Source organism: Bdellovibrio sp. HCB290 (assembly GCF_047305925.1).
GTDB lineage: Bacteria > Bdellovibrionota > Bdellovibrionia > Bdellovibrionales > Bdellovibrionaceae > Bdellovibrio.
Genome location: NZ_CP178620.1, coordinates 2,760,720 through 2,782,163 on the forward strand (window position 1 = coordinate 2,760,720; position 21,444 = coordinate 2,782,163).

Genomic DNA, 21,444 nt, shown 5'->3' on the forward strand with positions numbered 1-21,444 from the left:
TTACGTCTCATGTTTGTGTCTCAGCCCGTGTCTCAACAGGGCTTTTTTTTAGACTCAGCCATAATAAAGCGAGAAAATGTAAGCATGTCCAGATTTTCATTCTTACTTCTGTTATGCATTATGTCCTTTGGCTTCCAATCTCACGCCCAAACGGCGTCAAAATGGAGTAGCGGCTTCGATTGGACCAAGCGTGCCGCCGATCGCGAAAAGGGCCGTTGGTCCCTTACCGATTGGCTTGCAATAAAAGAGAAAAACAAAATGATGGATCAGTGGCTTTCCTTGAACAGCCCCTCTCCCTATGAGCTGATGCTGGGGGGAAGTTATTTGTCCTACGACAAGCGTGTTCAAGACGGCAGCTCCCCTGATAAAAGTGCGACCACATTTTCGGGCGAGTTCGCGGCCTACGCCCAATTCGTGGGCCTGGGGCTTGAGTACGCCAACATCGCGCCTGAAAACTACACGGACCTCGCGGGCATGTTCAATTTACGTCTTTTGGGAAATTCCCTGCAAAACACCGGCTTCACTTTAAGTTACGGAATGCGCACCCGGGACATGACCGATACCCCTGCGACGAAATTGCGCCAGCAATTTGGGCAGGCGGACTTGCAGCTTTATCTAACGAAGTATTTTGGTTTAGATATCAAGTATCGCTATTTCCTCCCCACCACCAACGATCAATTGGGTGATGTGAAAGAGGACTACTCTGAAGCGGGGGCTTTCATAGACTTTAAAGCCCTTCGCGTGTTCGGAGCCTGGTACAAAGAAAGTCAAAAGACCACAGCGCCAAACACAACCGTGGAATCGATCACCGATCGCACGGGGATCAGGTCAGGGATTAAGATCTTCTTTTAAGCAGCCCACAACTCCTATTTTTTACTCAACAAAACAAGATTTATTGATATCATTTAGGTGATCTCATTAACTATGGTTTTGAATGAAGTTAACCCGTAAAAAGATTGTTTTATTTATTTTAAGAGCCGCTGTTTTTGGAACCATTCTTTATTTGGTTTCTACGGCCAATTTGAAGCCAATCGTCGGCATAGTCGTCTATCTCGGGTTGGAATTTGCTCAGGCTTACACTCTTAGGGATTAACTTTGAAATTACGAATGGACGCACATGAAGATTTTGCTCTTAGTAACGACAATATCACTAGCTTTTGGTAAATTGGAACTTGGTGGTCGCGGCGAGGAATTCCATGATTTTCAGATTGCGGATCGAAATGCAATACGCAGAACAATCAAAGCAAATTCAAGTTCCCTGCGGGAATGTTTTGTAAAAATAGATTCAGAATCACAGCAATTAACAGTTCGAATTAAAATTGAAAGCTCCGGGAAGGTTCGTTCGGTTTCATTTCCCTCCTCCTCAATAAAGGACGAAAAAGTTGAAGATTGCCTACGATCAACTATTCAAAGAATCTCGTTCCCACAAACTTCCTCCAAAGAAGAGCTCAAGGATTTTGACTTCCCAATTAAATTTCAAAAAAAGTAACGTTCTTGTGCTTACAGTAAGACTCATTGAAAAACGTAATTGGAGAAATCAAAATGTCAGTTAAACAGGATATTGAAGATTTAGAATCCCAACTCAAAATTACCCCAGATGATTTATCCCTCAGAATTAAGCTACTCGACCTGCTTTTTCATTCCGGACAACTATTCACCGAACAGCAAAAACAGCATATTATATGGATTATAGAAAATCGAAGCGATGCTGATGCTCCTTGGAAGGAATGGAGCGTTCACTTCATGCTCCCAAACGAGCCCGTAGGTATACGTGCATTGTGGGAACAACAAATCAACAAGGATTCCAAGAATATAAATATTAAAAAACATGCAGCTGAAATGCTGACTAATATTGATATCGGATTTTCAATCGACTGTTGGAGGCAAGTTCTTCGCTCATCTCCCGATGATAGGGACGTGCAAGAATCTTTAGCATTTAGTTTATTCCTACAGGCTTCTGATAGCGAAGAAGCCTTCAAAATCTTCAAAAGTCTTTATAGTAAACAAAGTATTCTTGGTAAAATTAGAAGCTTTCTTTCCAATTTAACTTTTGCACCAGAAAGATTAAACCAGGAATCATCCATATTTATGCTGTCGATTGCGGCACTAAATGCATTTGATATTGGCCATTCCAATGATTTTAAAAAGTATTCAGAAGCAATCGATAAGCGTATGTCGATCAGCTTGAACGATAGATTTGATCTGCATCCGGGCTACTCTGTATTAGCACTCGATGCAGCATCAAATTGCTTAACGAAAATAATAGATAATCGGCTGCAAAATCTTCTACAACTGAGTTCTCTCGGCTATTCATCACTCGTAATGTATGACTTTAGAATTATTAAAAAATTGATGAAAAATGACTTTAGAGAGCAGGCAAATTCTTTAATCGAGGCCTATCTAAAGAAGGACAAAAATTCAGAAATCCGGGCTTTTATAAAAAACTTGGATTTGACAGAACTATCTTGAATCGTTCCTAAGAAAGAACCGACTATCCGTGCTCTCCGGATACTTCTACCAGGATTTGCTTAACGAAAGCGTCGGAAACAACCAAGTCTTCGTATTGGATTCAGAAGTCTCGGTACCATCGACAGTTTTTTTGCTGTAGGCCGCGTGGTAGTAATTCAACCCCACTCCCATGCGGAAGCCAGATTTAATTTCTGGCATTATGCTGAAGCCAACCATGTAGCTGGTTCCGGTCCACGCTTCCGTACTGCTGGTGACTACGTTTTTATAAGTTCCTTTAGCTAGCACGTTGAAGTTTGCACTCATGCTGAAGACTTCGCCCTTACCAAAAAAATACTTAATCGCGGGACCCGTATCAGAAGTTTGGAAAGATGTTGGAACTGATGAGCCTGTGGCATTAGAGGTGCCAGTCATGTTGATTCCCAGATAGCTCCACCCGGCCCACCATTTTTTTGCCAGACGCAAATATCCGGTCATGTTGTAGTAGTATTTCGTCGCATCGTCTTTGACGTCGGTGGAACTGGTATTCTCAGAAATATACGAACCCGACACGTCCAGCATGAATTCAGCATGTGCCTGTGGGGCCACAGCAATTGAAATCAGAATGACAAGAAACGCGATCGTTTTCATATCATTCTGATCGGATTGTCTGGATTTTGACTGAAATCTGTTAAGCACTCTTAATTGTTCGGCTGTTATTATTGGATCTTGGTCGAGCATATTACAGGTGTTCGCTGATGAAGCCAGATGCGTCCTTTGACTAGAAAGTGAATGCATTTCCTTACTCAAATCCTCGGAGACAGAGATGGCCCCTATTTTTGCTGTTCATCTAATAAGCATATCTATTCGCCGTGCGGCGTGTTCTACTGCCCTCACACATCCGTTCACACCAGTTCATTAGATTTCCTTTTGTCTTCTGCGAATGGCCCCAGCTTTTTTAGGAGGCACACAATGGGAAAAAAAATATACGTCGGCAACCTTTCTTTTTCGACGGACTCTGATCAACTGACTTCTGTCTTTGCAGCACACGGAACTGTTCTTTCCGCAAACATCATCACTGATCGTGATACAGGTCGCAGCAAAGGTTTCGCCTTTGTTGAAATGGAATCTGATAACGAAGCTAATACTGCAATTGAAAAATTGAATGGTATGGATCTTGGTGGGCGCGCGATGAATATCTCTGAAGCGAAGCCTCAGGAAAAACGCATGGGTGGCAACTCTCGTGGTGGCGGTCGCGGTGGTTTCGGCGGCGGCGCACGTCGTTCTTACTAGTTTTTTTAGATCCTATGGGGATTTGCCGTGCGCAAGTCCCTTTTTTTTTCACAACACCTGGAGGATCAATGGCAAAAGACGATTTGGTCAATGTAGACGGTAAAATAACAGATCTGAATGCCGGTGGTAACTACACCGTGAATCTTGAAAATGGCGTGGAAATCAGAGCCCGCCTGTGCGGAAAAATGAAGCGCTTCAACATCAAAGTTGTTGTCGGCGACCGAGTCACAGTGGGAGTTTCCCCCTATGACCCTACTCACGGCCTCATTCTTCATCGTCACAAATTCTAGTAATTATTTTCTGATTAGCAAGGCGGCGTAAAAGCCGTCAAAGCCTTCACGGTCAGGACGCAGGTGAACCTCTTTTTCAAGAGTCCATCCTTCACCATGCTCACTCATAAAGCGCGCAATTTGTTTTTCATTTTCAGAAGGCAACAAACTGCAAGTGGCATAAACCATCTTGCCGCCTTTTTTGGTCATCTTCGAATAAGAAGTCAAAAGCTCATACTGCAGCGTTTGCAGACGGGCGATTTCCTCTTCCGTCAATTTCCATTTTGAATCTGGATTGCGGCGAAGCACACCCATCCCTGAACATGGCACATCCAACAACACGCGATCGGCTTCTTCATGCAGACGTTTGATCACCTTGCTGGAATCAATCACACGGGTTTCAATGATATCAATACCGTTACGGCGAGCACGCACTTTCAACTCTTGCAGTTTCCACTCGTGGATATCCATAGAGATGATGCGGCCCTTGTTTTTCATCAACGAAGCGATGTGCAAAGATTTACCACCAGCTCCCGCGCAGGCATCAACCACACGCTGACCCGGTTGCACGTCAAGCATCGGCACAACCATTTGCGAAGCCGCATCTTGCACTTCGAACATGCCTTTACGGAAGGCTTCAGTGATGAACACGTTACGACGCTCTTTAAGTTTTAGTGCGTAAGGCAAATCCGGAGAAACCGGCAATGCTTCGATCTCGGCTTTTTTAAGTTCCTCGATCACTTGATCAAGCGTGAATTTTAAAGCATTCACACGCATGAAAACTTCAGCGGGCTTATTCAATGCTTTAACAACTTTTTCCCAGACATCGCCCAATTCCTGACGACCACGAGCATCCATCCAATCAGGAATGGATTGAGCCACCGGGAATCTTTCCTGCGCTTCTTTTTCGCGGGCTTTGATGAAATCGTAATTCAAACCTTCGAACTCTTCCCAATCTGGTGGAAGATCGTACCCCATGCGCAACCACTGAATACCCACGATGCGCCACATGTCGCCACTTTGGCCCATGAATTCCAGCAAGCGGTACCAGCGCACCACTTCGTAAACAGTTTCAGCAAAAAATTTGCGATCACGGGACCCCCACTTGGAGTGCCCCTTAAGGTTGTATTGAATTACTTTATCGGCGTATTTGTTCTGATCGAAGATTTCTTCCAAACCATTAACAACGGCCTCTGCGAGATGTCTGTGAATTTTCAAAATGTAAATACCAAGCCAGCGGCTAAAAAGGTTCCATTAAGCTGCCCTGAAGAGAGCAAAAACAGGGAATTTCTTAACCCAGCCTCAATGAAGAATCCAGTACTTTCAAAGACATTGAAAAAGCGTGCACCAGCCAACAGTTGGTAATCCAATGTGAGCATTGATTTAGAGTTGGTTTGCTTCATGAAAATACCCAAACCCGCACCCGCGCCGAAATAAAGTGGAAAACGTGAGCTCGCATCCGGGAACATGATCACCGGCAGGAATGAAATCTTGCTGGGATTCTCGCCACCGACTTCGTAGTCGTTGTATTCCATACGCAATGCCAGATCCATCGAGTTGTACCACTCGCCTACTCTGTAAGTGACACCGAAGCTGTTTTTGCCAACGTCGTCTTCCTGACCGTTCTTACCCCAATCGTAGGATTGTGAAGCCATGTAACGGCCATAGTGCAAAGCCAGATAGTGATCCGACGGACCATTGTTAGTGCTACCGCCGCCCTCCACATAGGTGGTGTCGTCCTGAGTGTCTTTTTGAAAATATTTCGCCGCTGCATCACGGCCAACCACCGGTTGCTGTGCTGAAGCATATGTCGTCATCAGAAATAGGGGCAAAATTACGGAAAAAACGTTCTTCATAAACACCTCGTACTCACCCATTATCATAGCCAAAGTTTTGCCCTAGGCGGAACTCATTGCAGACTATAATGATGCAACAGGTCATTCATCCCGAGTCCATTGACTCCCAGAGGGTCCCTCCCTAATCTCCGGCTAACCTTCTGGGACGGGACCAAAGACTATGAAATGCCCATTTTGTGGACATGCCGATGACAGAGTTTTAGATACGCGAGTGCAGAAAGATGGCAGCATCCGTCGCCGTCGCGAATGCCTTGAGTGCAAAGCTCGTTTCTCGACGGTTGAAACCATCATGATCGCCCTCCCATATATTATTAAAAAAGACGGTCGCCGCGAACCATTCAGTAAAGAAAAAATACTGAAGGGTCTTTCAGCTGCGACTCAAAAACGTCCTGTCAGTGTCGCCCAAATCGATGCTGTGGTAGAGCGAATTGCAGCTTGGATCGTCAATCGTGGCGAATCCGAAGTCAGCTCTCGCCTGCTGGGCAAGAAAGTAATGGCGGAACTGAAACAGCTTGATGACGTGGCTTATGTACGTTTCGCGAGTGTTTATCGTACCTTTAAAGACGTCCAGGAATTTGTCGAGACGCTTGAGGACGCTGAACTGCTTGATTTTGTCGATGCAAGTAATCCACAATTAAGCCTTACAGCGATGAACTTTGTTGAAAGCGAGAAAAAGCCAAATCATGAAATTGACAGCAAGACGACAAGCCCGGGAGCTCGCTCTCCAAATCCTGTTCCAAACTGAGTTCACGCCCACTATCAGCGTTCGCACGTTTATGGATGTTTTCGAAGAGTCTTATGACTCTGAGACGATCTCTTACGCCGATATGCTAATCAAAGGTGTTCAGGAAAACAAAGCCGCAGTGGATGCAAAAATCCAGGCCTCAAGTGCACACTGGAAAGTGGAGCGCATGGCAACGATCGATCGCAATATTTTGCGTATCGCCGTTTGGGAAATGAAATTCTCTGCAGATCCTATCAAAGAAAACATCGCCATCAACGAAGCCGTTGAGATCGCGAAAAAATACGGTACATCTGATTCCTCAAGCTTCGTAAATGGGCTTTTGGATCAAGTGAGCAAGGTCCACTAATGGCTTTGAATGTGCTTTCCCAGGCTGGCGCCCTGAACCCCGGATCTGATCTGTGGGTGGTGCCGCAACTTGGGAAATCACAATGGACTGGCAAGCTGGACTGGTATTTGAACTTCCAGCTGTGCAAATCCTCGCGCCACCATTCTGCCAACGTACCGGTTTTCCTGAATGAAGTTTTAAAAGAAACTGAACAGCAAAAATTCTATCGCCCGATGCCCAACAGCTCTCCGATGATGATTGCCTCTGAAACTTTGCTTCCCAACCGCTGGGTTGTGGTGGTCCCTTGGGATGAAAACCTGGGCAGCTGGTGCGAATCAATTTCTCAGGTGTGGAGTGGCCTTCAACAGCCCACCATGCGTGTCTTCTTACCACCTGGACAAAGTACCGGGAACTTTCAACAAGCCTGGAGCAAACATCAAAGCTTCCAGGATTTTACTGTCGTGCTTGATTAATCCTCTGCAGTGGCTTCACAATGAAGTGAAGAGGATTGCATCATGGAACGTCTATCACAAGCTTTAGTCTCTAAAATCTCTACCTTTCAAAAACGTCTTCAGTCATTTTTGGAAAATGATTTCGATCCACAATCCGAAGAACACGCGCGCGTACAGCAGGAATTCGAAGCCTCCCGTGATGAAGCTTTGGTACGTGGACTGTCGCAAGGTTTGCCGGAAGATCATATTGACCGCTCTATCGTCGTGTTCTCGCGTCTGGCGATGTTGTTTCAAGCCGGTATTCTTTTGGAAAATCACGATGGCAACTGGAAAGCACAGGCATTCTTTAACAAAGGTGTTTCCGAGCTTTTCAAAAACAATTCAAAATCCACCATTTCATTGCCGAACGTAAGCTTAATGACATGGCTTAAAACGGACGCTGCTGCAGTTTTGCGTAAAACAAACCTGCAACATTTGGATCCGGAAAACAAAACCACCTGCCTGTTGATAAAAGTCACTCCTGATTTTTCATTCATTCTGTTTTCGACATTGCCTGACATCTGGCTGCAAAACCACACCGACAATGTTCGTCGTGCGTTGATCAACGGATTTGCGGAATAGCGATGAGCAGCGAAGCCAAGCCCTACACCATCTACATTCTATCAGACAGTACCGGTGAAACGGCAGCGACAATGATTCGAGCGGCCCTGGTTCAGTACTCGAACAAAGATATCAATATCATCCGCAGCAAAAACGTACGTACGGAAGCTCAGGCGGAAGCCGTGATCGAAGAGTGCTTTGAACGTCGTGGAATGCTTGCCTATACAGTGGCCAGTCCTTCATTGCGAAACAAAATCCGCGAGCACGCCTCTGGAAAAGGCATTCCGTATTTTGACTTGCTAGGCCCGCTACTGAGCACCCTAGATACCTTCTTTGGTGAGCATTCTGAATCCCATGTCGGTGCTTTACGTGCCGTGGATGAAAGATACTTCAAGCGCATTGAAGCGATTGAATACACCGTTAAACACGATGACGGAAAAACTTTTGCCGAGCTGGACAAAGCTGACATTGTTTTAGTGGGAATTTCCCGCACCAGCAAAACACCGCTTTCGATTTTCCTAAGCCACAAAGGCTGGAAAGTCGCGAACGTGCCGTTGGTGTTAAATGCCCCACTGCCTGAAGAGTTATTTAAAATTGATCAGCGCCGCGTGGTGGGATTGATCATTGATATGGATTCACTACAAAGAATTCGCAAAAGCCGTTTGGAAAAATTCGGTCAGGACACCGGAGGCGAATACGCCTCCATGGCCCACATCGCGAAAGAAATTGAATTCGCCGAAAAGATCTTCAAGGTCAACCGCCGCTGGCCGGTCTTTAACGTCACAGAACGAGCCCTCGAGGAAACCGCCAGCGAAATCGTGCGCATTATCGCCGCACGCCTAGGGCTCCCGGACAGCGTTATCTTTTAAAATCTAACTACAATAAGAAGTCCAAAACGTTGGCGAGTGGCAGAGTCATCCAGAAAAGGATCTTTTTGGAAAGAGGCACATTTTCATGCATCGGACGGCCGTCTTCGCGTAATCCATAGCGATTCAGTTTTGCGGCGACGTCGATGTGCTGCTGAATATTATCTTGCAATGCCTTCGCCAAAGTCGGATTGTCCCGACAAATCAAAGCCATTTCGGCATTAATATTTGTCGATCGCGGATCCATATTGAAGGTCCCGACCATGATCGTCTTTTCGTCAATCACGGCGCGCTTAGAGTGAGTGCCCCAGCGCGCCGAACGCGCCTCTGGAATCACCGGGTACAGGTTGGGATTGATAATCCCCTTATGCATCCACACATTCACGCCCAGCTCCGTCCAACGACGAATGCGCGTGTCAAATACGGCCTGGGTATAGAAAGCATCGGTCGAATACAAACTATTCGACACCACATTGATTTCAACTCTGCGGCGAAGCAAATCATGAAGGATTGAAGAGATCTCTTTTTTAACCACGAAATACGGCGACTCGATATAAACCTTTTTTTGCGCAAGGCTGGCTTCCAGCGCCAGTTGCTTGCGCAGTACACGGGTCTTTTCACCCATCCCTGGAAAGTCCGCCGCGAAAAGGGTGTCATTACAAACTGCGGTGGTCTCTTTAGCCAAAAGCTGAGCCCCCAGGGTATCAACATAGCGGCGCATACGGTGATCATCAGGAGTCAATACAGTGAAGGCTTTCGCCTTCGCTGTGCCTTCTTCGTATCTGCTGACTTCACCCTTAAAGCGACTAATGCTAATGCGCGCATCTTTATCCTGGCGAGTCCACGGATCATTTTCGTAATTATCACTCAGCATCGGATAGTCAGAGGGACGAGGAGCACGCACGATCGGTGCATTCTCGGTCAATTCCGCATTCCAGAATTCTTCAAAACTTTTTAGCATGTCCTGAACAATGGTGCCCTTGACGACGATATCGGTATCCAGAAAATTGTATTCCGGGCTTAGATCGAAATATTCGTCGGCGATATTGCGCCCGCCAGTGATGCCTTCAATTCCATCCACGATCAAAGTTTTGCGGTGACTGCGAAACTGAACTGTCACCACACGCACCAGCACGGCCGGGTTGTAGTAATGAACTTCGATCCCCGCCTCTTTCAAAACCGAAGCGTAGTATTTATTCAGTTCAAAGATCGGCAGCGACGTATCCACGATGACACGAATCTTGACACCTTGGCGGGCCTTGCGAATCAGGGCATCGGTGATCAGTCGTCCAGCAGTATCGATACTGTAAATGAAGTATTCCATTTCAATCGAACGCTTTGCGCTTTCGATCATATCCAGACGCTTTTTAAGCGATGCGATGCCACTATCCAGAATCGTTATCTGCTGAGGTTCGGTACGACGACGGTATACTCCCTCGGAGTCCTTCATATTGCGAGAAGAATATGCGGAGCTGGCGAAGGTCATCATTGCTGCCATCAAATAAAACTTTAATTTCACCACGACCTCCGTTCTGAAAATGAGGGAATTTAACGGGACTTAACGATGCAAATACATGGCCACTTTAATGCGGTCTCACAGCGTCTGAACTGGAGGAAACGGCCGTCTTGGGAAGGAATTTCACGAGTGTACAAGAACTTAACACCCCCACAAATCCACACTGGTCTGTGAGTCTGCAAAAGCTATCAGAAAACATAAGGAAATGAAAAATCCTTCGTGCGAAGCTGGGACCGTTTTGTTCAACCAACCCAAAATGACAGGAGGTCATTATGTTTTCCAAAGTTCTGGCAGCCCTGCTGCTGATTTCAAGTTCCGCGATGGCATACCCAACAGTGGGCGACAAAGTCATGTGGAAGGGTGCTGAAGAAAAACTCGACGGCACTAAAACTGAAATGTCTGTCACCAAAGAAGTTACAAAATTTGATTTAACATCCCACAAATGGACTGTAAAAGTTGACACTGTGAAAGGTGACGAAACCACCACGGAAGAAATCATGAAATCCTGCCTGTGGAATCCAGATGCCTGGCAGCACACTATGACAAACTGTGCGATGATGGGTGGTACTATGGAAGAAGTCGCGGTTACGACGGGCACATATCAAGCCTGCCGCACAACAGTGACAGCTGACGATGGTCGTATCATCAAAACATGGATGGGTGATGTACCATTTGGCATGATCAAATACGAAGTGACTGATGTGACAGCAGGAACCAAAACCACATTGGGCTTGGAGTCCATCACAGAGGGCACTCCAGCACCAGAACCTGAACCACAACCAGAACCAGGCAACTAATTGAAATAAAAAGAGCGAGGAGACCACCCCTCGCTCTTAAACTCTAATTTCAAATTTCTAATTTCAAATTAAGCCGCGTTTTTATCCTCACCATGAACAAACACATTCATTTCGACCGTCGCGACTTTCATCACGTTCGCCTGATGACTGATGTCCGTGGAAGTTCCCGCGATCTCCTCTGAAGAAGCCGCATTGGACTGAACCGAAGCATCCAGTTGATTCATCGCTTTGGAAATCTGCTGAATACCAGTCGCTTGCTCTTCACTCGCGGTAGAGATTTCCAAATTCAGATCAGAAACTTTTTTAACTGAAGCGACGATACCTTTTAGGACTTCGCCGGAGCGATGTGCCTGTTGAGTACCGTTTTCAACCTTGGACACACTCGTTTTGATAAGGCTGTTGATATCTTTCGCGGCCACAGCAGATCTTTGCGCCAAGGCGCGAACCGCTTCCGCCACGACGGCGAAGCCCTTACCCTGCTCTCCGGCACGCGCGGCTTCGACAGCGGCGTTTAAAGCCAGCAAGTTTGTCTGGAAAGCAATATCATCAATCACGTTGATGATCTCTTCGATTTCTTTTGATGATTTCGCGATTTCAGTCATCGACTGAATCAAGGCACCCATTTCTTCCTCACCCTTGCGGGCAGAGTCCGAAGACTGCGCTGAAAGGTTCGCGGCTTGTTTGGCATTCTCTGAATTCATACGAACCATCGAGCTCATCTCTTCAAGGGCCGCCACTGTTTCTTCCAAAGAAGCTGCGGATTCGCTTGCAGATTGGGACAAGCTTTGACCTGCCAGTGACAGTTGCTCGATCGCTGTCGTTACGTTGTCGCCGGATTCAGACAAGCGATCCGTAATACGACTGACCGATTTGGAAATATAAATCGCAATAAATTGCACCGCTACCAACAAAATCAAAGTCCCGGCAATCGCGATAATAATTTGAGTCATAACCATCGCTCGTGCATCGGCCATCACATCTTTAAGTGGAGTGCGCACCACCAGAGACCAGGACTTTTCTGTCTGGCCCATCGGTACTGGTGTGACTACGTAAAGAAATTCTTCTTTTAATTCCGGGTCCATACCACTTAAAACCAGGCGCTCGCCCGCGGAAACAGCTTTAGCGAATTTTTCTGGTTCAAAAGAAAACTTCGCAGGCTGCGTGATCATTTTTGAATCTGGATGAGCTGCCAGTTTTCCTGTGTCTGTCACCAGGAATGAAACCGAAGATTCAAAGGGTTTGATATGAGAAGCCTGTTCTTGCAGGTCTTTCAGTGGCAAATCCACTCCAGCAACTCCGGCAACTTTACCATCGATAAAGATCGGCACCACTGCTGACGTCATTAAAACTTGCTGACCGTCGATGGGATATAAGTACGGCTCCACCATGGTTTCTTTCCCACGGGCTTTTGGAACCAGATAGTAGTCACCCGCACCTGGTTTTTCATAATCCACCAAAGGTGCAAGATGGGCTTTGCCATCGGCATAACTTAAATAAGGAATAAAACGACCGGTGCTGTCATATCCTGGAGTGTTCGCAAATTTAGCATCTTGCCCGTCCCAGGCATTCGGCTCCCACGCCGTCCAAACTCCGATCAGCGATTTATTACTCTGAAGAATATCCTTAAAGGCATGTTCAATCGGAGTACGCTCTGTGTGTTGGTTTACACGATTCGACTGAAGGTACTGCGCCAAAACCCGTGCAGTACCCAACCCTGCTTCCGCAGAAAGACGCATTTCATTTGCGTAGGCTTTTGCAATGGCTGTGGTTTCTTCAACTGCTTGAGACTCTGCAGTTTTTAGACTGTTTCTAGCTACCAAAAAGTTCATCGCCACAAATACGAGGATCGCGATAAAAATAATCGGCACGGACATTTTGATTTGAATCGAAGGTTTAACTTTCACAAATCACCTTTTCCAAAAAGTTACTGAAACTTTAATCAGTAACTTTTCGGCTAAATGTGATTAAATTTATAGATCGCTAAAGGTCTAGGCCTTTTCTTGTCCCGCCAAAGTAGAGTAGAAGATCTCGACCAACGGCTTGTTTGCTGAATTCTTTTTATAATAGAAAGTCAGATCCATTTCGTAGGCCAGGTCTTTCACGTACACGCGATTCAAACGGCCCGAGCGCACCTGTTTTTTAACTGAGTGAGCCGGAAGAAAACCCCAACCCAATCCAGCTTCTATCACGCGCTTTAGGGTTCCGACGTTGGCAGATTCAAAAATAGCATGGGCCTTGGAGCTTTCGATTTTCTCTTTCAGGATACGATTAAAACGCGGGAACTCCTGCGTAAAGTCCACCACGGGGAACGCATTCAAATCCTTAGAGGTGATCTGTTGAGGCATCTTTTCGTCCTTGCTGGAGCCCACCAGCCACATCTCCTCTTTGACCAGGAACTTTTGCTCACAGCCTTCCAGGTCCTCCGCAAACTCGGACTTCGTCTCCGGCAGGATAATCACGTCATAAAGTGACTTCTTGAAGCTTTGAATCAGGTCTTCCCCAGATTCGTAGTCGATCTTAAGTGATAGATCGGGGTTATGGCGCATCAATCGCCCCACGATCGGACTCATCAGATGCAGCCCAATCGAATTCAAGGTTCCAATTCTCAATTGACCCTTCATCTGATTACCAATGGACTTAATGGCGATCTCCGCCTGCTGAGTCAAATGAATGATCTTTTTAGCATAGTCGAACAAAACTTCCCCTTGCGGAGTCGCTTTGATCTGACGAACTCCGCGAACCAGCAGCTCCACACCTAGATCTTCCTCTAGATTGCGAATTTGCTGACTGACCGCGGGTTGGGTCAGATAAAGTTTATCGGCGGCTGCGGTCATACTGCCTTCACTGATGACAGTCACAAAGGTGGTCAGCTGATATAGGTTCTTCACGAGATTTTTCTCCTTTGCGCTTTGATCCGGGCGGTTTTTATTATTATACTTACAGTCGTCCGCATCTGGAGGTATTCAACATGATGTTACGATTGTTCGCGCCGCTCGCAGTTATTCTACTCAGTTTTAGCGCCAATGCAAAAGTCTTCCGCAACGCCTACATCTCTTTTGAGCTTCCAGAGACCTGGAAGTGCAATCTTGAGCAAACCGAATGGGTGTGCCGTAGCGAACAAACCAAAGAATCCAAGGAAGCCATCATCATCTTGACGGCAAAGGAAGTCGGACCGACTGACACCTTTCCACTTTATCAAACTCATTTGGACTCACCGATCTCGATCATGACTAAAGGTGGCGGTGCTTTGACTTCCAAGGTGGTTTATAAGAGTAAAAAAGAAACCATCAACAATCAGATTTGGATCGACGCCTTGCACATGAATTCAGAAGTTGCGAACTACTTCACTCGCTATGTGGCGACGATCAAAGACAAGATCGCAATCCTTGTTACATTCTCGGCCCACAAACAGTATTACACTAAATACAGCTCTGACTTCTTCAAAGCTGTGATGAGCTTGCAAGTCATTGCATCTAAAAATCTTCTGGCAAAACCAGAATTGGGACCATTGCGCCCAGGCAGCGGCACCTTCGGGCAAGGCATTCAGTCGGCAATGCCAGACGATATGTATCAGGATGGCCCAAAATCAGGAAGTTCCAACAAAGGCATGCTGCTTTTCGGAGCCCTGCTGTTAGCTGCTTTGGGAGCCTTCATTTTCATTCGCGCCAAAAAGAACAAGCGCAAATAAAAGAATCCTTAGTATTTCAAAGTGGGCGCAGGTTTCACGCCCACTTTTGTCTGCCTCACACCGCCTCATTTCTGTTGCTTTCAGCATATTTCAGATATCCTTATCTGCATGAAAGTAAAATCCTTCGCTTTACTGATCCTCTTCTTTTTAAAATCTGTGACCGTCTTCGCTGATGATTGGAGAACCGCTGATCGCAGTTCCGTCGGCATCGCGCCCACTCCCCAACAAGAAGAACGCGCGGTTGTGCAGATTTATTCAGCCCGCACCTATGGTTGGAAAGGCCACCTTGCCGTTCACTCGTGGGTGGCCTTCAAAGAAAAGAACGCCCGCGAGTGGAGTGTTTATGAAGTCATCGGCTATTATGCGAATCGCGGCCTGCCTGTAGTTCGTGTGACCCATCGCCAACCCGACCAGAAATGGTTTGGCAATGAGCCCACACTTCATTTGGATGTGCGTGGCCCGGCAGCTGAAGAAATGATTCCTGCGCTGCTAAAATCGATTGAGAGCTATCCTTATCCAGACTCCTATCGCATCTATCCAGGCCCCAACAGCAACACCTTTGTTTCTTATGTTATGAGAAACACGCCAGGCATCTATACGGATCTTCCCCCGCATGCAGTCGGCAAGGATTGGATCGGCAAGGGCCAACCAGTAGGCATTACCGAATCCGGCACCGGCGTGCAGCTGTCCATTTTTGGAATGTTGGGTGCAAGTGTTGGTCTGGCCGAGGGCATCGAGTTCAATTTATTGGGCATGAGTTTTGGAATTGATTTTGCGCGACCGGCGCTAAAACTGCCCTTTGTGGGACGCTTAGGGATGTCGGATAAACCCGTATTTGCCAAATAAAAAAAGCCAGGCTCACTGCCTGGCTTTTTAATTTGTGTAACTGCAAATCACTATTAGCGAATTCGAACCACTTCCGGCTTATAATCTTTGAACTGCGGAATGATCGACTCGTTCCCGTAAACCACGACTTTGAATTTCGTCGCATCCACGTGACGCTTGATCGCAGCATTTGCGTCCTTCTGTCTGATCTTTTTCACATTGGAAATATAGTCCGTCAGATAGTCATAGGAAATACCGTAGTAATCCAGAACCAACAGATTATAGGCCAGGCGATCCGAAGTTTCAATCGCACGAGGGAATTGCCCCACCAGCTGATTGCGGGAAGCCACGGCCTCTTGCTCTGTCGCGCCGTTATCGACGAAGTCTTTTAGTACCTTCAAAGTTTCATCAAGTGCTTTGGCTGCTGTCTCATTCTTTGTAAATGTAGAGACATCAAAGCTGCCGCGATACTTGCGGGCATCAAAGCCTGAATAGATCGAATAGGTCAAACCCAGATCATCACGAACTTTTTGATTCAAACGACTGCCGAAGCTGCCACCCAGGGATTCATTCGCCATACGAAGAGTAACAAAATCCTTATCGGTTCTGGCAATACCCAGTTGCGACACGCGAATTTGTGTTTGTTGCAGACCTTTTTTAACCACAAGTTTTACTTGCAGGGAGTCTATCGCCGGAGCTTCTGCAGCTTTGCTTTCAGGAATCGTACGTTTCGTCCACTTGCCCATCGTGTCCTGAAATTGTTTTTCAAAAGCATCATCAAACTGCCCCACCACTGCCATCGTTGCATTGTTCGGACGGAAGAAAGTCAGATAGTGCTTGATGATATCCTGTTTGCGCAAAGTTTGCAGACCCGGAATCGTCCCGTTGGCATCACGTCCATAAGGATGCTCGCCATACAGAAACTGATCCATCTGTTCGTCCGCGAAAGCCGATGGATTATCAATTTTCTTTTTCAGACTTGCTACCAGCTGAGAGCGCAATCTGTTGATCTCGGCATCTTTAAATGCGGGATTCATCAGTATGTCTGAATAAACCTGCAGCAAAGCCGGCGCATCATTAATCAATGCATCCGCATAGATCGTAGTGACATCATATCCAGGATTCACATCCAATGCCGTGCCCATTTGTCCGAACTCATCGGCAATCTTCATCGCATCGCGGGACTGACTGCCCTGCTCCAGAAGATAGGCCGTGATCGCATTCAATCCTGCATGCTCTTTAGGCTCCTGCACATTGCCGGTTTTAATAAGTGTCGTCAGACTGATGCGTGGCAAGCTGTTATCACGCACATAGATAATCTTTAAGCCGTTTTCCAAAACAACTTCTTTATATGGCATCAACTTGAAAGTACCGGCATTCTTACCAGCCGTATAACCGGCCGGCGTAGCATGTTCCGTTTTGGAAGTCTTCCCGGCACAAGAAGCAAGGGCCACGCATACAAATGGCAACGTCAGATTTTGAATAACTTTATTCATTGGCAGCTCCTTGTTTCACTTTCGGTTCCAGCACGATAATGGAGCGCTGAGTTTGGTTCGTATACTTTTCACTGACTCGTTTAATATCCTCAGCGGTGACCGCCTGATACTTTTCGATGTCTGTAAATAGCGTCTCATAAGTTCCTGATTGGATTTCATTTACCGCCAGTGCGCGAGCCTTGCCATCCATGGTTTTCAAACTGTCGACCAGGTCCTTGATCACTTGGGTTTTTGCTTTTGCCAATTCCGCCTCTGAAACTTTTTGATTTCTAAGTTTCCAGATCTCGTTGTAAACCACGTCCAAAGTTTCCTTGTGGTTTACCCCCGGCTTCATCATCACACCTGTTGCATAGACTCCGGATTCTTTCAAAGCGTAGTTAAATGCATAAGTCGAAGTCGCAGATTGTTTTTGATAAACCAGACGTTTGTATAAACGCGAAGAGGTGCCATTGCCCAGAATATTTGCTGCCAAATCCAGAGCATACATTTCAGGGTCGCTTTGTGGTGGACTTTGGAATGCCACGATGAAGGAATCATTTTGCACATCACGGCGGATCACAGCGTTTTGTTGAACTGTCTGTGGCTTTTCTTTCGGATAGTTACGATTTGGCAGCGGACGATATTCCAAAGCGCCATAGTATTTTTCAATCATGGATTTCACTTTAGGAGTATCGAAATCCCCGACTAAAACCAGCACCGCATTATTTGGTACATAGAAAGTACTGTAAAAGAAACGCAGCTTTTCGGAATCGTATTGTTCGATGTCTTTCATGTAGCCAATAACCGGCCAGCGATAAGGACTGGTTCTGAAGACCGTGCCCATCATCGTTTCACGCACAACCCCCATCGGGTTGTTATCAATGCGCCAGCGACGCTCCTCTTTCACAACTTCTTTTTCACTCTTTAAGTCCTCGGGCTTCAAAGCCAGCGAGCTCATACGATCGACTTCCATATCCATGACCAGTTCCAGCTTGTCGCTGGGAAGGTTTTGATAAAAGCCGGTGTAGTCATTCGTGGTGAAAGCATTATTGGAAATTCCATTCTCGTGGAAAATGCGATCAAAGGCTTTGCCGTCGTACTTTTTGGCACCTTTGAACATCATATGCTCAAGCATATGAGCCGCGCCCGTCACTCCCGGAGACTCGTCACGAGAACCCACGCGGTACCAAGTGTGATAGCTCACCATCGGCACTGTGTGGTCTTCGACCAGCAAAACTGTTAAACCGTTTTTCAATTGGAACTTAGTCACAGGCAAGCTGAGCTTCAAGGAGCCCGTGTTTGCCCATCCTTTGATGGTGCCAACGATGTCAGCGTTTGCTGGTTGTTGATAGGGCATCGGGTCGATGGCTTGCGCAGACGTCGCAAAGACGGACGTCATTGCGACGAGCAATGTAGAAATCCGTTTCATAGTTGCTTCTTTCCTTGGAGTAATTTCTATAGATGTAAGTTTGGTCTGCTGATAACCGAATGACAACGATAAGACGCAGGTTAAGACTTAAGACCCACCTTCGCCGAGGCTACGGCGGGCAGGCCCTTGTGTTAGGACATAAAAGGCTAGGTTACTCTGTTAGAAGGCGGGTTATTGAACGACGAAGTCAGAGAAGAAAACGTCTTTAACTACGCCTCTATGAAGGATGCCATTTACTTCCATGGCAATCTTGTCTTTAAGGAATAGTTTGCCCTGGATACTTTCCAGGTTGTTGAAACCTTCTTCATTCAGGATACGAACAATTTTATCACGCGCTTTGGCGCGATTTTCCGGCTCCATCACCTCTTCAAAGCCATCCTTGCCCAGCATCTGTAAATTGACCTCAAGGCGGATCGTGCGTTTAGGCTCACCGTTCAAATTGACCGTGAATTTATCCATTGTATAGACCATCGGGGCCATTTCAGTTGTTTCCACTGAAGCCAGTTCCCTTTGAGCCGTTTCTTCGCTAATCGAAGGCGATTCCCACCCCATCGTCGAGGCATAGACCATATAAGCGCCACCGCCCATAACGGCCAAATTAAGGACTGCAAAAGCAATCTGCAAGATCATACCGGAATTTTTAGGCTTTGCTGGTGCCTGTCCCTGACTCTCTGCCATGTGAAACCTCTCACTTCATGGGGAACTATCGGAGCTTCAGTCCTAGGTCTTAACGGGAGTGAACTCAAATATTCCAAGTGAATTTCATACTTTTCGTCTAACCTTTAGACATTTTCATTCTGAGGCTTGACAAAAATCACCAGTCTTCCGAAATATAATATTATGAGAAGTTTACTCTCGGTCAGCCTTATTATTTTAGCTTGTTTGCCTGCAAGGGCGGAATCTGTATCTTCTGCACCGTCTCAACTTGGGGCGAACGATTTGCTACCAGCACCACTGCTGCAGATCTCTGAGACAGATGCTTTCTCCAAATTCGTTTTCCTGGTAGATAAGGAAAAACGCAAACTCACCGTTTTTGAGCGCAATGGCGAACAAATCAAAAAAGTGGATGAGTTCCCGGCTGACATCGGCGCCGCCGGTGGAAATAAAACCAAACGCGACGACAAGAAAACTCCGGAAGGCATCTACTTCCTGCAGAAACGCCTGACTCAGCCTGAAATTCCATTCAACCTTTATGGGGCTTTGGCATTTACAACAAACTACCCGAACCTATTCGACAAACGTGAAAACAAAACCGGATCCGGCATCTGGTTGCACGCGATTCCTGATACAGTTCCATTGACCCGCGGTTCCCGTGGCTGCGTGGTGGTTCGCAATGAAGTCATAAAAAAACTGGCTGACTATATTAAGCTGAACGAAACGCCAATCCTGATCTTCGATCACGTCAGCTATGTTTCTAAAGATGAACACGAAAAACGTCGTGTAGCTTTGAACACGTTTATTGAAGGCTGGCGTCAATCCTGGGAGTCCCAGGATATCGATAAGTACATGAGCTTCTATGATACTGAATTCAAAGCTCCAGGTTTTGACTTTGCTGGTTGGAAAAACCACAAATCAAACTTGAAGAAACAATATGAGTTCATCAAGGTTCATCTTTCCCAGCCATACATTGTTCAGCACAATGACCAATTGCTGGTAAAAACTTTGCAGCGCTATGAATCTGACAAACACATCGACTACGGTGTGAAAACGATCTACGCCGTGAAATCCGGTGATTCATATAAGATCATCCGCGAAGAGTGGGCTCCCTTCAGCCAGAAAGCGGTTTCATCCGCTATCGCTCGCGAAAACTCCATGACAGCTCAAGCTGGCAACATCCAGCAAACTCAGTAGTTGATTAAAGGGACGATATTAAATGGCGAAAAAGTCGTCCCCCTCGGCGCAGAATTCTGACGTTCAATATTTCCTGGAAGACCTGAACCTGCTGGCCAGCCTGCCGGTTTCCAAAAAACATTCCAAACTAGTTTTATCTGAATACCCACTGGACGCGCAGCTTCTGCAAGCGAGCTCTCTATACCGTGCGAGCCGCGAAATGTACCAGCAACTGGGCGGCGTATTTGAAGCAAAAATCTGCTCCACCATGCGTTCATTAAGCGCGCAGGACCTGTTTGCTGATGTTATTCAGTACTCCCCTTCCTGGTCTGAGCTTTTATGGTTTAAAGATCACTCTCACGAGCTGGCAGATCCGGACAAGGAACTGGAAGCTTTGGGGCGTTTCAACGAGATCTCTTTGTATCACGAACAGAATCACCGCATTTTGTGGCGGTTGTTGCCCCCTGCACCGAAAGACGGCACCGCATTTCGCAGATATTTGAATTTTGCTGAAAGCTTGGTAGTCGTATTGGATTTGGCCCTGGGCGACGAGCTGGGTAAAAAACTATCTCCTGTATTCGAGGATCTAAAAGTGATTTACCGCTCTGGCGGAGAGCACTCTTACCACACCAAAGATCTTGTGACTTACCGTCGCTATTTGCTGGCGATGGTCTGCGCGACTTATTGCACGCTGGAGCTGGTGAATCCAGAAGACATCGTTAAAGTGGTAGACTATGTATTCCCCGGCCAGAAGAAGATGAATAAGGACGCCACCGAGCGCAGCCTTGAAATCAACGAACTCTTCACCCGGGTGACGAATCCTCAGTGGCAGGAACGCTACTGGAAGGAAGCCCAAGCGAAGCTTGCGAAAATCCACAAGTCTGCCAAAGGTGCGTCACTGAATATGGCAACCGACCCGCTGGATCTGGAATCAGAATTCCAAATCGCCATCAAAGTTTTTGAATACTTTGGAATCTAATTCGCTAGAATCTGTCCAGCCGTGCAATCCTAATCGGATTTAGAATCGAGATCC

At 46.5% G+C, this 21,444-nt stretch carries 24 protein-coding genes; 15 read left to right on the forward strand and 9 right to left on the reverse strand.

Features of this window, described 5'->3' with window-relative positions; genetic code table 11:
- Positions 1–84: 84 nt before the first annotated feature.
- The 3 genes from ACLVWU_RS13560 to ACLVWU_RS13570 all read left to right on the forward strand — a co-directional run bounded on the left by ACLVWU_RS13560 (position 85) and on the right by ACLVWU_RS13570 (position 2,469).
- On the forward strand, positions 85–852 hold the full coding sequence (locus ACLVWU_RS13560) for a hypothetical protein (protein ID WP_413575337.1): 768 nt from the start codon (positions 85–87) through the stop codon (positions 850–852).
- Between the two features lie 265 nt (positions 853–1,117).
- Positions 1,118–1,489, forward strand: coding sequence for an AgmX/PglI C-terminal domain-containing protein (locus tag ACLVWU_RS13565; RefSeq protein WP_413575338.1), 372 nt, complete (start codon positions 1,118–1,120; stop codon positions 1,487–1,489).
- Positions 1,490–1,542: 53 nt separating this feature from the next.
- On the forward strand, positions 1,543–2,469 hold the full coding sequence (locus ACLVWU_RS13570; RefSeq protein WP_413575339.1) for a hypothetical protein: 927 nt from the start codon (positions 1,543–1,545) through the stop codon (positions 2,467–2,469).
- Positions 2,470–2,514: 45 nt separating this feature from the next.
- On the opposite strand, the gene ACLVWU_RS13575 is transcribed toward ACLVWU_RS13570, so the two are convergent.
- Positions 2,515–3,096 (reverse strand): hypothetical protein, encoded by a 582-nt coding sequence (locus ACLVWU_RS13575; protein ID WP_413575340.1) that lies wholly within the window; start codon positions 3,094–3,096, stop codon positions 2,515–2,517.
- Between the two features lie 321 nt (positions 3,097–3,417).
- On the opposite strand from ACLVWU_RS13575, the gene ACLVWU_RS13580 reads away from it, so the two are divergent.
- Positions 3,418–3,738 carry an RNA recognition motif domain-containing protein gene (locus ACLVWU_RS13580; RefSeq protein ID WP_413575342.1) on the forward strand — a complete coding sequence of 107 codons (321 nt, stop codon included), beginning with the start codon at positions 3,418–3,420 and terminating at the stop codon, positions 3,736–3,738.
- Between the two features lie 68 nt (positions 3,739–3,806).
- Entirely contained in the window at positions 3,807–4,028 is a 222-nt protein-coding gene (gene infA, locus ACLVWU_RS13585) for a translation initiation factor IF-1 (RefSeq protein ID WP_413575343.1), read from the forward strand.
- A 3-nt stretch (positions 4,029–4,031) separates the two neighbouring features.
- Here infA and ACLVWU_RS13590 read toward each other — a convergent pair whose 3' ends face one another.
- A complete protein-coding gene (locus ACLVWU_RS13590) occupies positions 4,032–5,225 on the reverse strand; it encodes an RsmB/NOP family class I SAM-dependent RNA methyltransferase (RefSeq protein ID WP_413575344.1) in 1,194 nt (397 codons plus the stop codon).
- Positions 5,222–5,863, reverse strand: a complete 642-nt coding sequence (locus ACLVWU_RS13595) for a hypothetical protein (protein WP_413575346.1) — start codon at positions 5,861–5,863, stop codon at positions 5,222–5,224. Before ACLVWU_RS13595 ends, ACLVWU_RS13590 begins: the two co-directional genes overlap by 4 nt.
- A gap of 160 nt (positions 5,864–6,023) precedes the next feature.
- On the opposite strand from ACLVWU_RS13595, the gene nrdR reads away from it, so the two are divergent.
- From nrdR to ACLVWU_RS13620, 5 genes are read left to right on the forward strand one after another with little or no spacing between them, the layout of a single operon-like run.
- Positions 6,024–6,608 carry a transcriptional regulator NrdR gene (nrdR, locus tag ACLVWU_RS13600; protein WP_413575347.1) on the forward strand — a complete coding sequence of 195 codons (585 nt, stop codon included), beginning with the start codon at positions 6,024–6,026 and terminating at the stop codon, positions 6,606–6,608.
- On the forward strand, positions 6,547–6,954 hold the full coding sequence (gene nusB / locus ACLVWU_RS13605) for a transcription antitermination factor NusB (protein ID WP_413575348.1): 408 nt from the start codon (positions 6,547–6,549) through the stop codon (positions 6,952–6,954). Before nrdR ends, nusB begins: the two co-directional genes overlap by 62 nt.
- The gene (locus ACLVWU_RS13610) at positions 6,954–7,406 is read left to right on the forward strand and encodes a hypothetical protein (RefSeq protein ID WP_413575349.1); all 453 of its coding nucleotides are present in this window, start codon (positions 6,954–6,956) and stop codon (positions 7,404–7,406) included. The genes nusB and ACLVWU_RS13610 overlap by 1 nt, the downstream gene beginning before the upstream one ends.
- A 42-nt stretch (positions 7,407–7,448) precedes the next feature.
- Positions 7,449–8,006, forward strand: a complete 558-nt coding sequence (locus ACLVWU_RS13615) for a GTP cyclohydrolase (RefSeq protein ID WP_413575350.1) — start codon at positions 7,449–7,451, stop codon at positions 8,004–8,006.
- A gap of 2 nt (positions 8,007–8,008) precedes the next feature.
- Positions 8,009–8,854, forward strand: coding sequence for a pyruvate, water dikinase regulatory protein (locus tag ACLVWU_RS13620; RefSeq protein ID WP_413575351.1), 846 nt, complete (start codon positions 8,009–8,011; stop codon positions 8,852–8,854).
- A gap of 7 nt (positions 8,855–8,861) precedes the next feature.
- On the opposite strand, the gene ACLVWU_RS13625 is transcribed toward ACLVWU_RS13620, so the two are convergent.
- The gene (locus ACLVWU_RS13625; protein ID WP_413575352.1) at positions 8,862–10,370 is read right to left on the reverse strand and encodes a phospholipase D-like domain-containing protein; all 1,509 of its coding nucleotides are present in this window, start codon (positions 10,368–10,370) and stop codon (positions 8,862–8,864) included.
- 269 nt (positions 10,371–10,639) lie between these two features.
- On the opposite strand from ACLVWU_RS13625, the gene ACLVWU_RS13630 reads away from it, so the two are divergent.
- A complete protein-coding gene (locus ACLVWU_RS13630) occupies positions 10,640–11,164 on the forward strand; it encodes a hypothetical protein (RefSeq protein WP_413575353.1) in 525 nt (174 codons plus the stop codon).
- Positions 11,165–11,232: 68 nt separating this feature from the next.
- On the opposite strand, the gene ACLVWU_RS13635 is transcribed toward ACLVWU_RS13630, so the two are convergent.
- Positions 11,233–13,068 carry a methyl-accepting chemotaxis protein gene (locus ACLVWU_RS13635; protein WP_413575354.1) on the reverse strand — a complete coding sequence of 612 codons (1,836 nt, stop codon included), beginning with the start codon at positions 13,066–13,068 and terminating at the stop codon, positions 11,233–11,235.
- 84 nt (positions 13,069–13,152) lie between these two features.
- Complete coding sequence (locus ACLVWU_RS13640; protein ID WP_413575355.1) at positions 13,153–14,052, reverse strand: LysR family transcriptional regulator; 900 nt, start codon at positions 14,050–14,052, stop codon at positions 13,153–13,155.
- An 80-nt stretch (positions 14,053–14,132) separates the two neighbouring features.
- Here ACLVWU_RS13640 and ACLVWU_RS13645 point away from each other — a divergent pair, with 80 nt between their 5' ends.
- Both ACLVWU_RS13645 and ACLVWU_RS13650 read left to right on the forward strand, forming a co-directional pair.
- Positions 14,133–14,852 (forward strand): LPXTG cell wall anchor domain-containing protein, encoded by a 720-nt coding sequence (locus ACLVWU_RS13645; RefSeq protein ID WP_413575356.1) that lies wholly within the window; start codon positions 14,133–14,135, stop codon positions 14,850–14,852.
- A gap of 108 nt (positions 14,853–14,960) precedes the next feature.
- Positions 14,961–15,698, forward strand: a complete 738-nt coding sequence (locus tag ACLVWU_RS13650) for a DUF3750 domain-containing protein (protein ID WP_413575357.1) — start codon at positions 14,961–14,963, stop codon at positions 15,696–15,698.
- Positions 15,699–15,751: 53 nt separating this feature from the next.
- Here ACLVWU_RS13650 and ACLVWU_RS13655 read toward each other — a convergent pair whose 3' ends face one another.
- From ACLVWU_RS13655 to fliL, 3 genes are all read right to left on the reverse strand, one after another.
- On the reverse strand, positions 15,752–17,173 hold the full coding sequence (locus tag ACLVWU_RS13655; protein WP_413575358.1) for a M16 family metallopeptidase: 1,422 nt from the start codon (positions 17,171–17,173) through the stop codon (positions 15,752–15,754).
- Positions 17,166–18,581, reverse strand: a complete 1,416-nt coding sequence (locus ACLVWU_RS13660) for a M16 family metallopeptidase (protein WP_413575360.1) — start codon at positions 18,579–18,581, stop codon at positions 17,166–17,168. Before ACLVWU_RS13660 ends, ACLVWU_RS13655 begins: the two co-directional genes overlap by 8 nt.
- Positions 18,582–18,752: 171 nt before the next feature.
- A complete protein-coding gene (gene fliL, locus ACLVWU_RS13665) occupies positions 18,753–19,259 on the reverse strand; it encodes a flagellar basal body-associated protein FliL (protein ID WP_413575362.1) in 507 nt (168 codons plus the stop codon).
- A 162-nt stretch (positions 19,260–19,421) separates the two neighbouring features.
- On the opposite strand from fliL, the gene ACLVWU_RS13670 reads away from it, so the two are divergent.
- Both ACLVWU_RS13670 and ACLVWU_RS13675 read left to right on the forward strand, forming a co-directional pair.
- Entirely contained in the window at positions 19,422–20,432 is a 1,011-nt protein-coding gene (locus tag ACLVWU_RS13670) for a L,D-transpeptidase family protein (protein WP_413575363.1), read from the forward strand.
- Positions 20,433–20,454: 22 nt separating this feature from the next.
- Positions 20,455–21,390 carry a hypothetical protein gene (locus ACLVWU_RS13675; RefSeq protein ID WP_413575364.1) on the forward strand — a complete coding sequence of 312 codons (936 nt, stop codon included), beginning with the start codon at positions 20,455–20,457 and terminating at the stop codon, positions 21,388–21,390.
- Positions 21,391–21,444 lie beyond the last annotated feature (54 nt).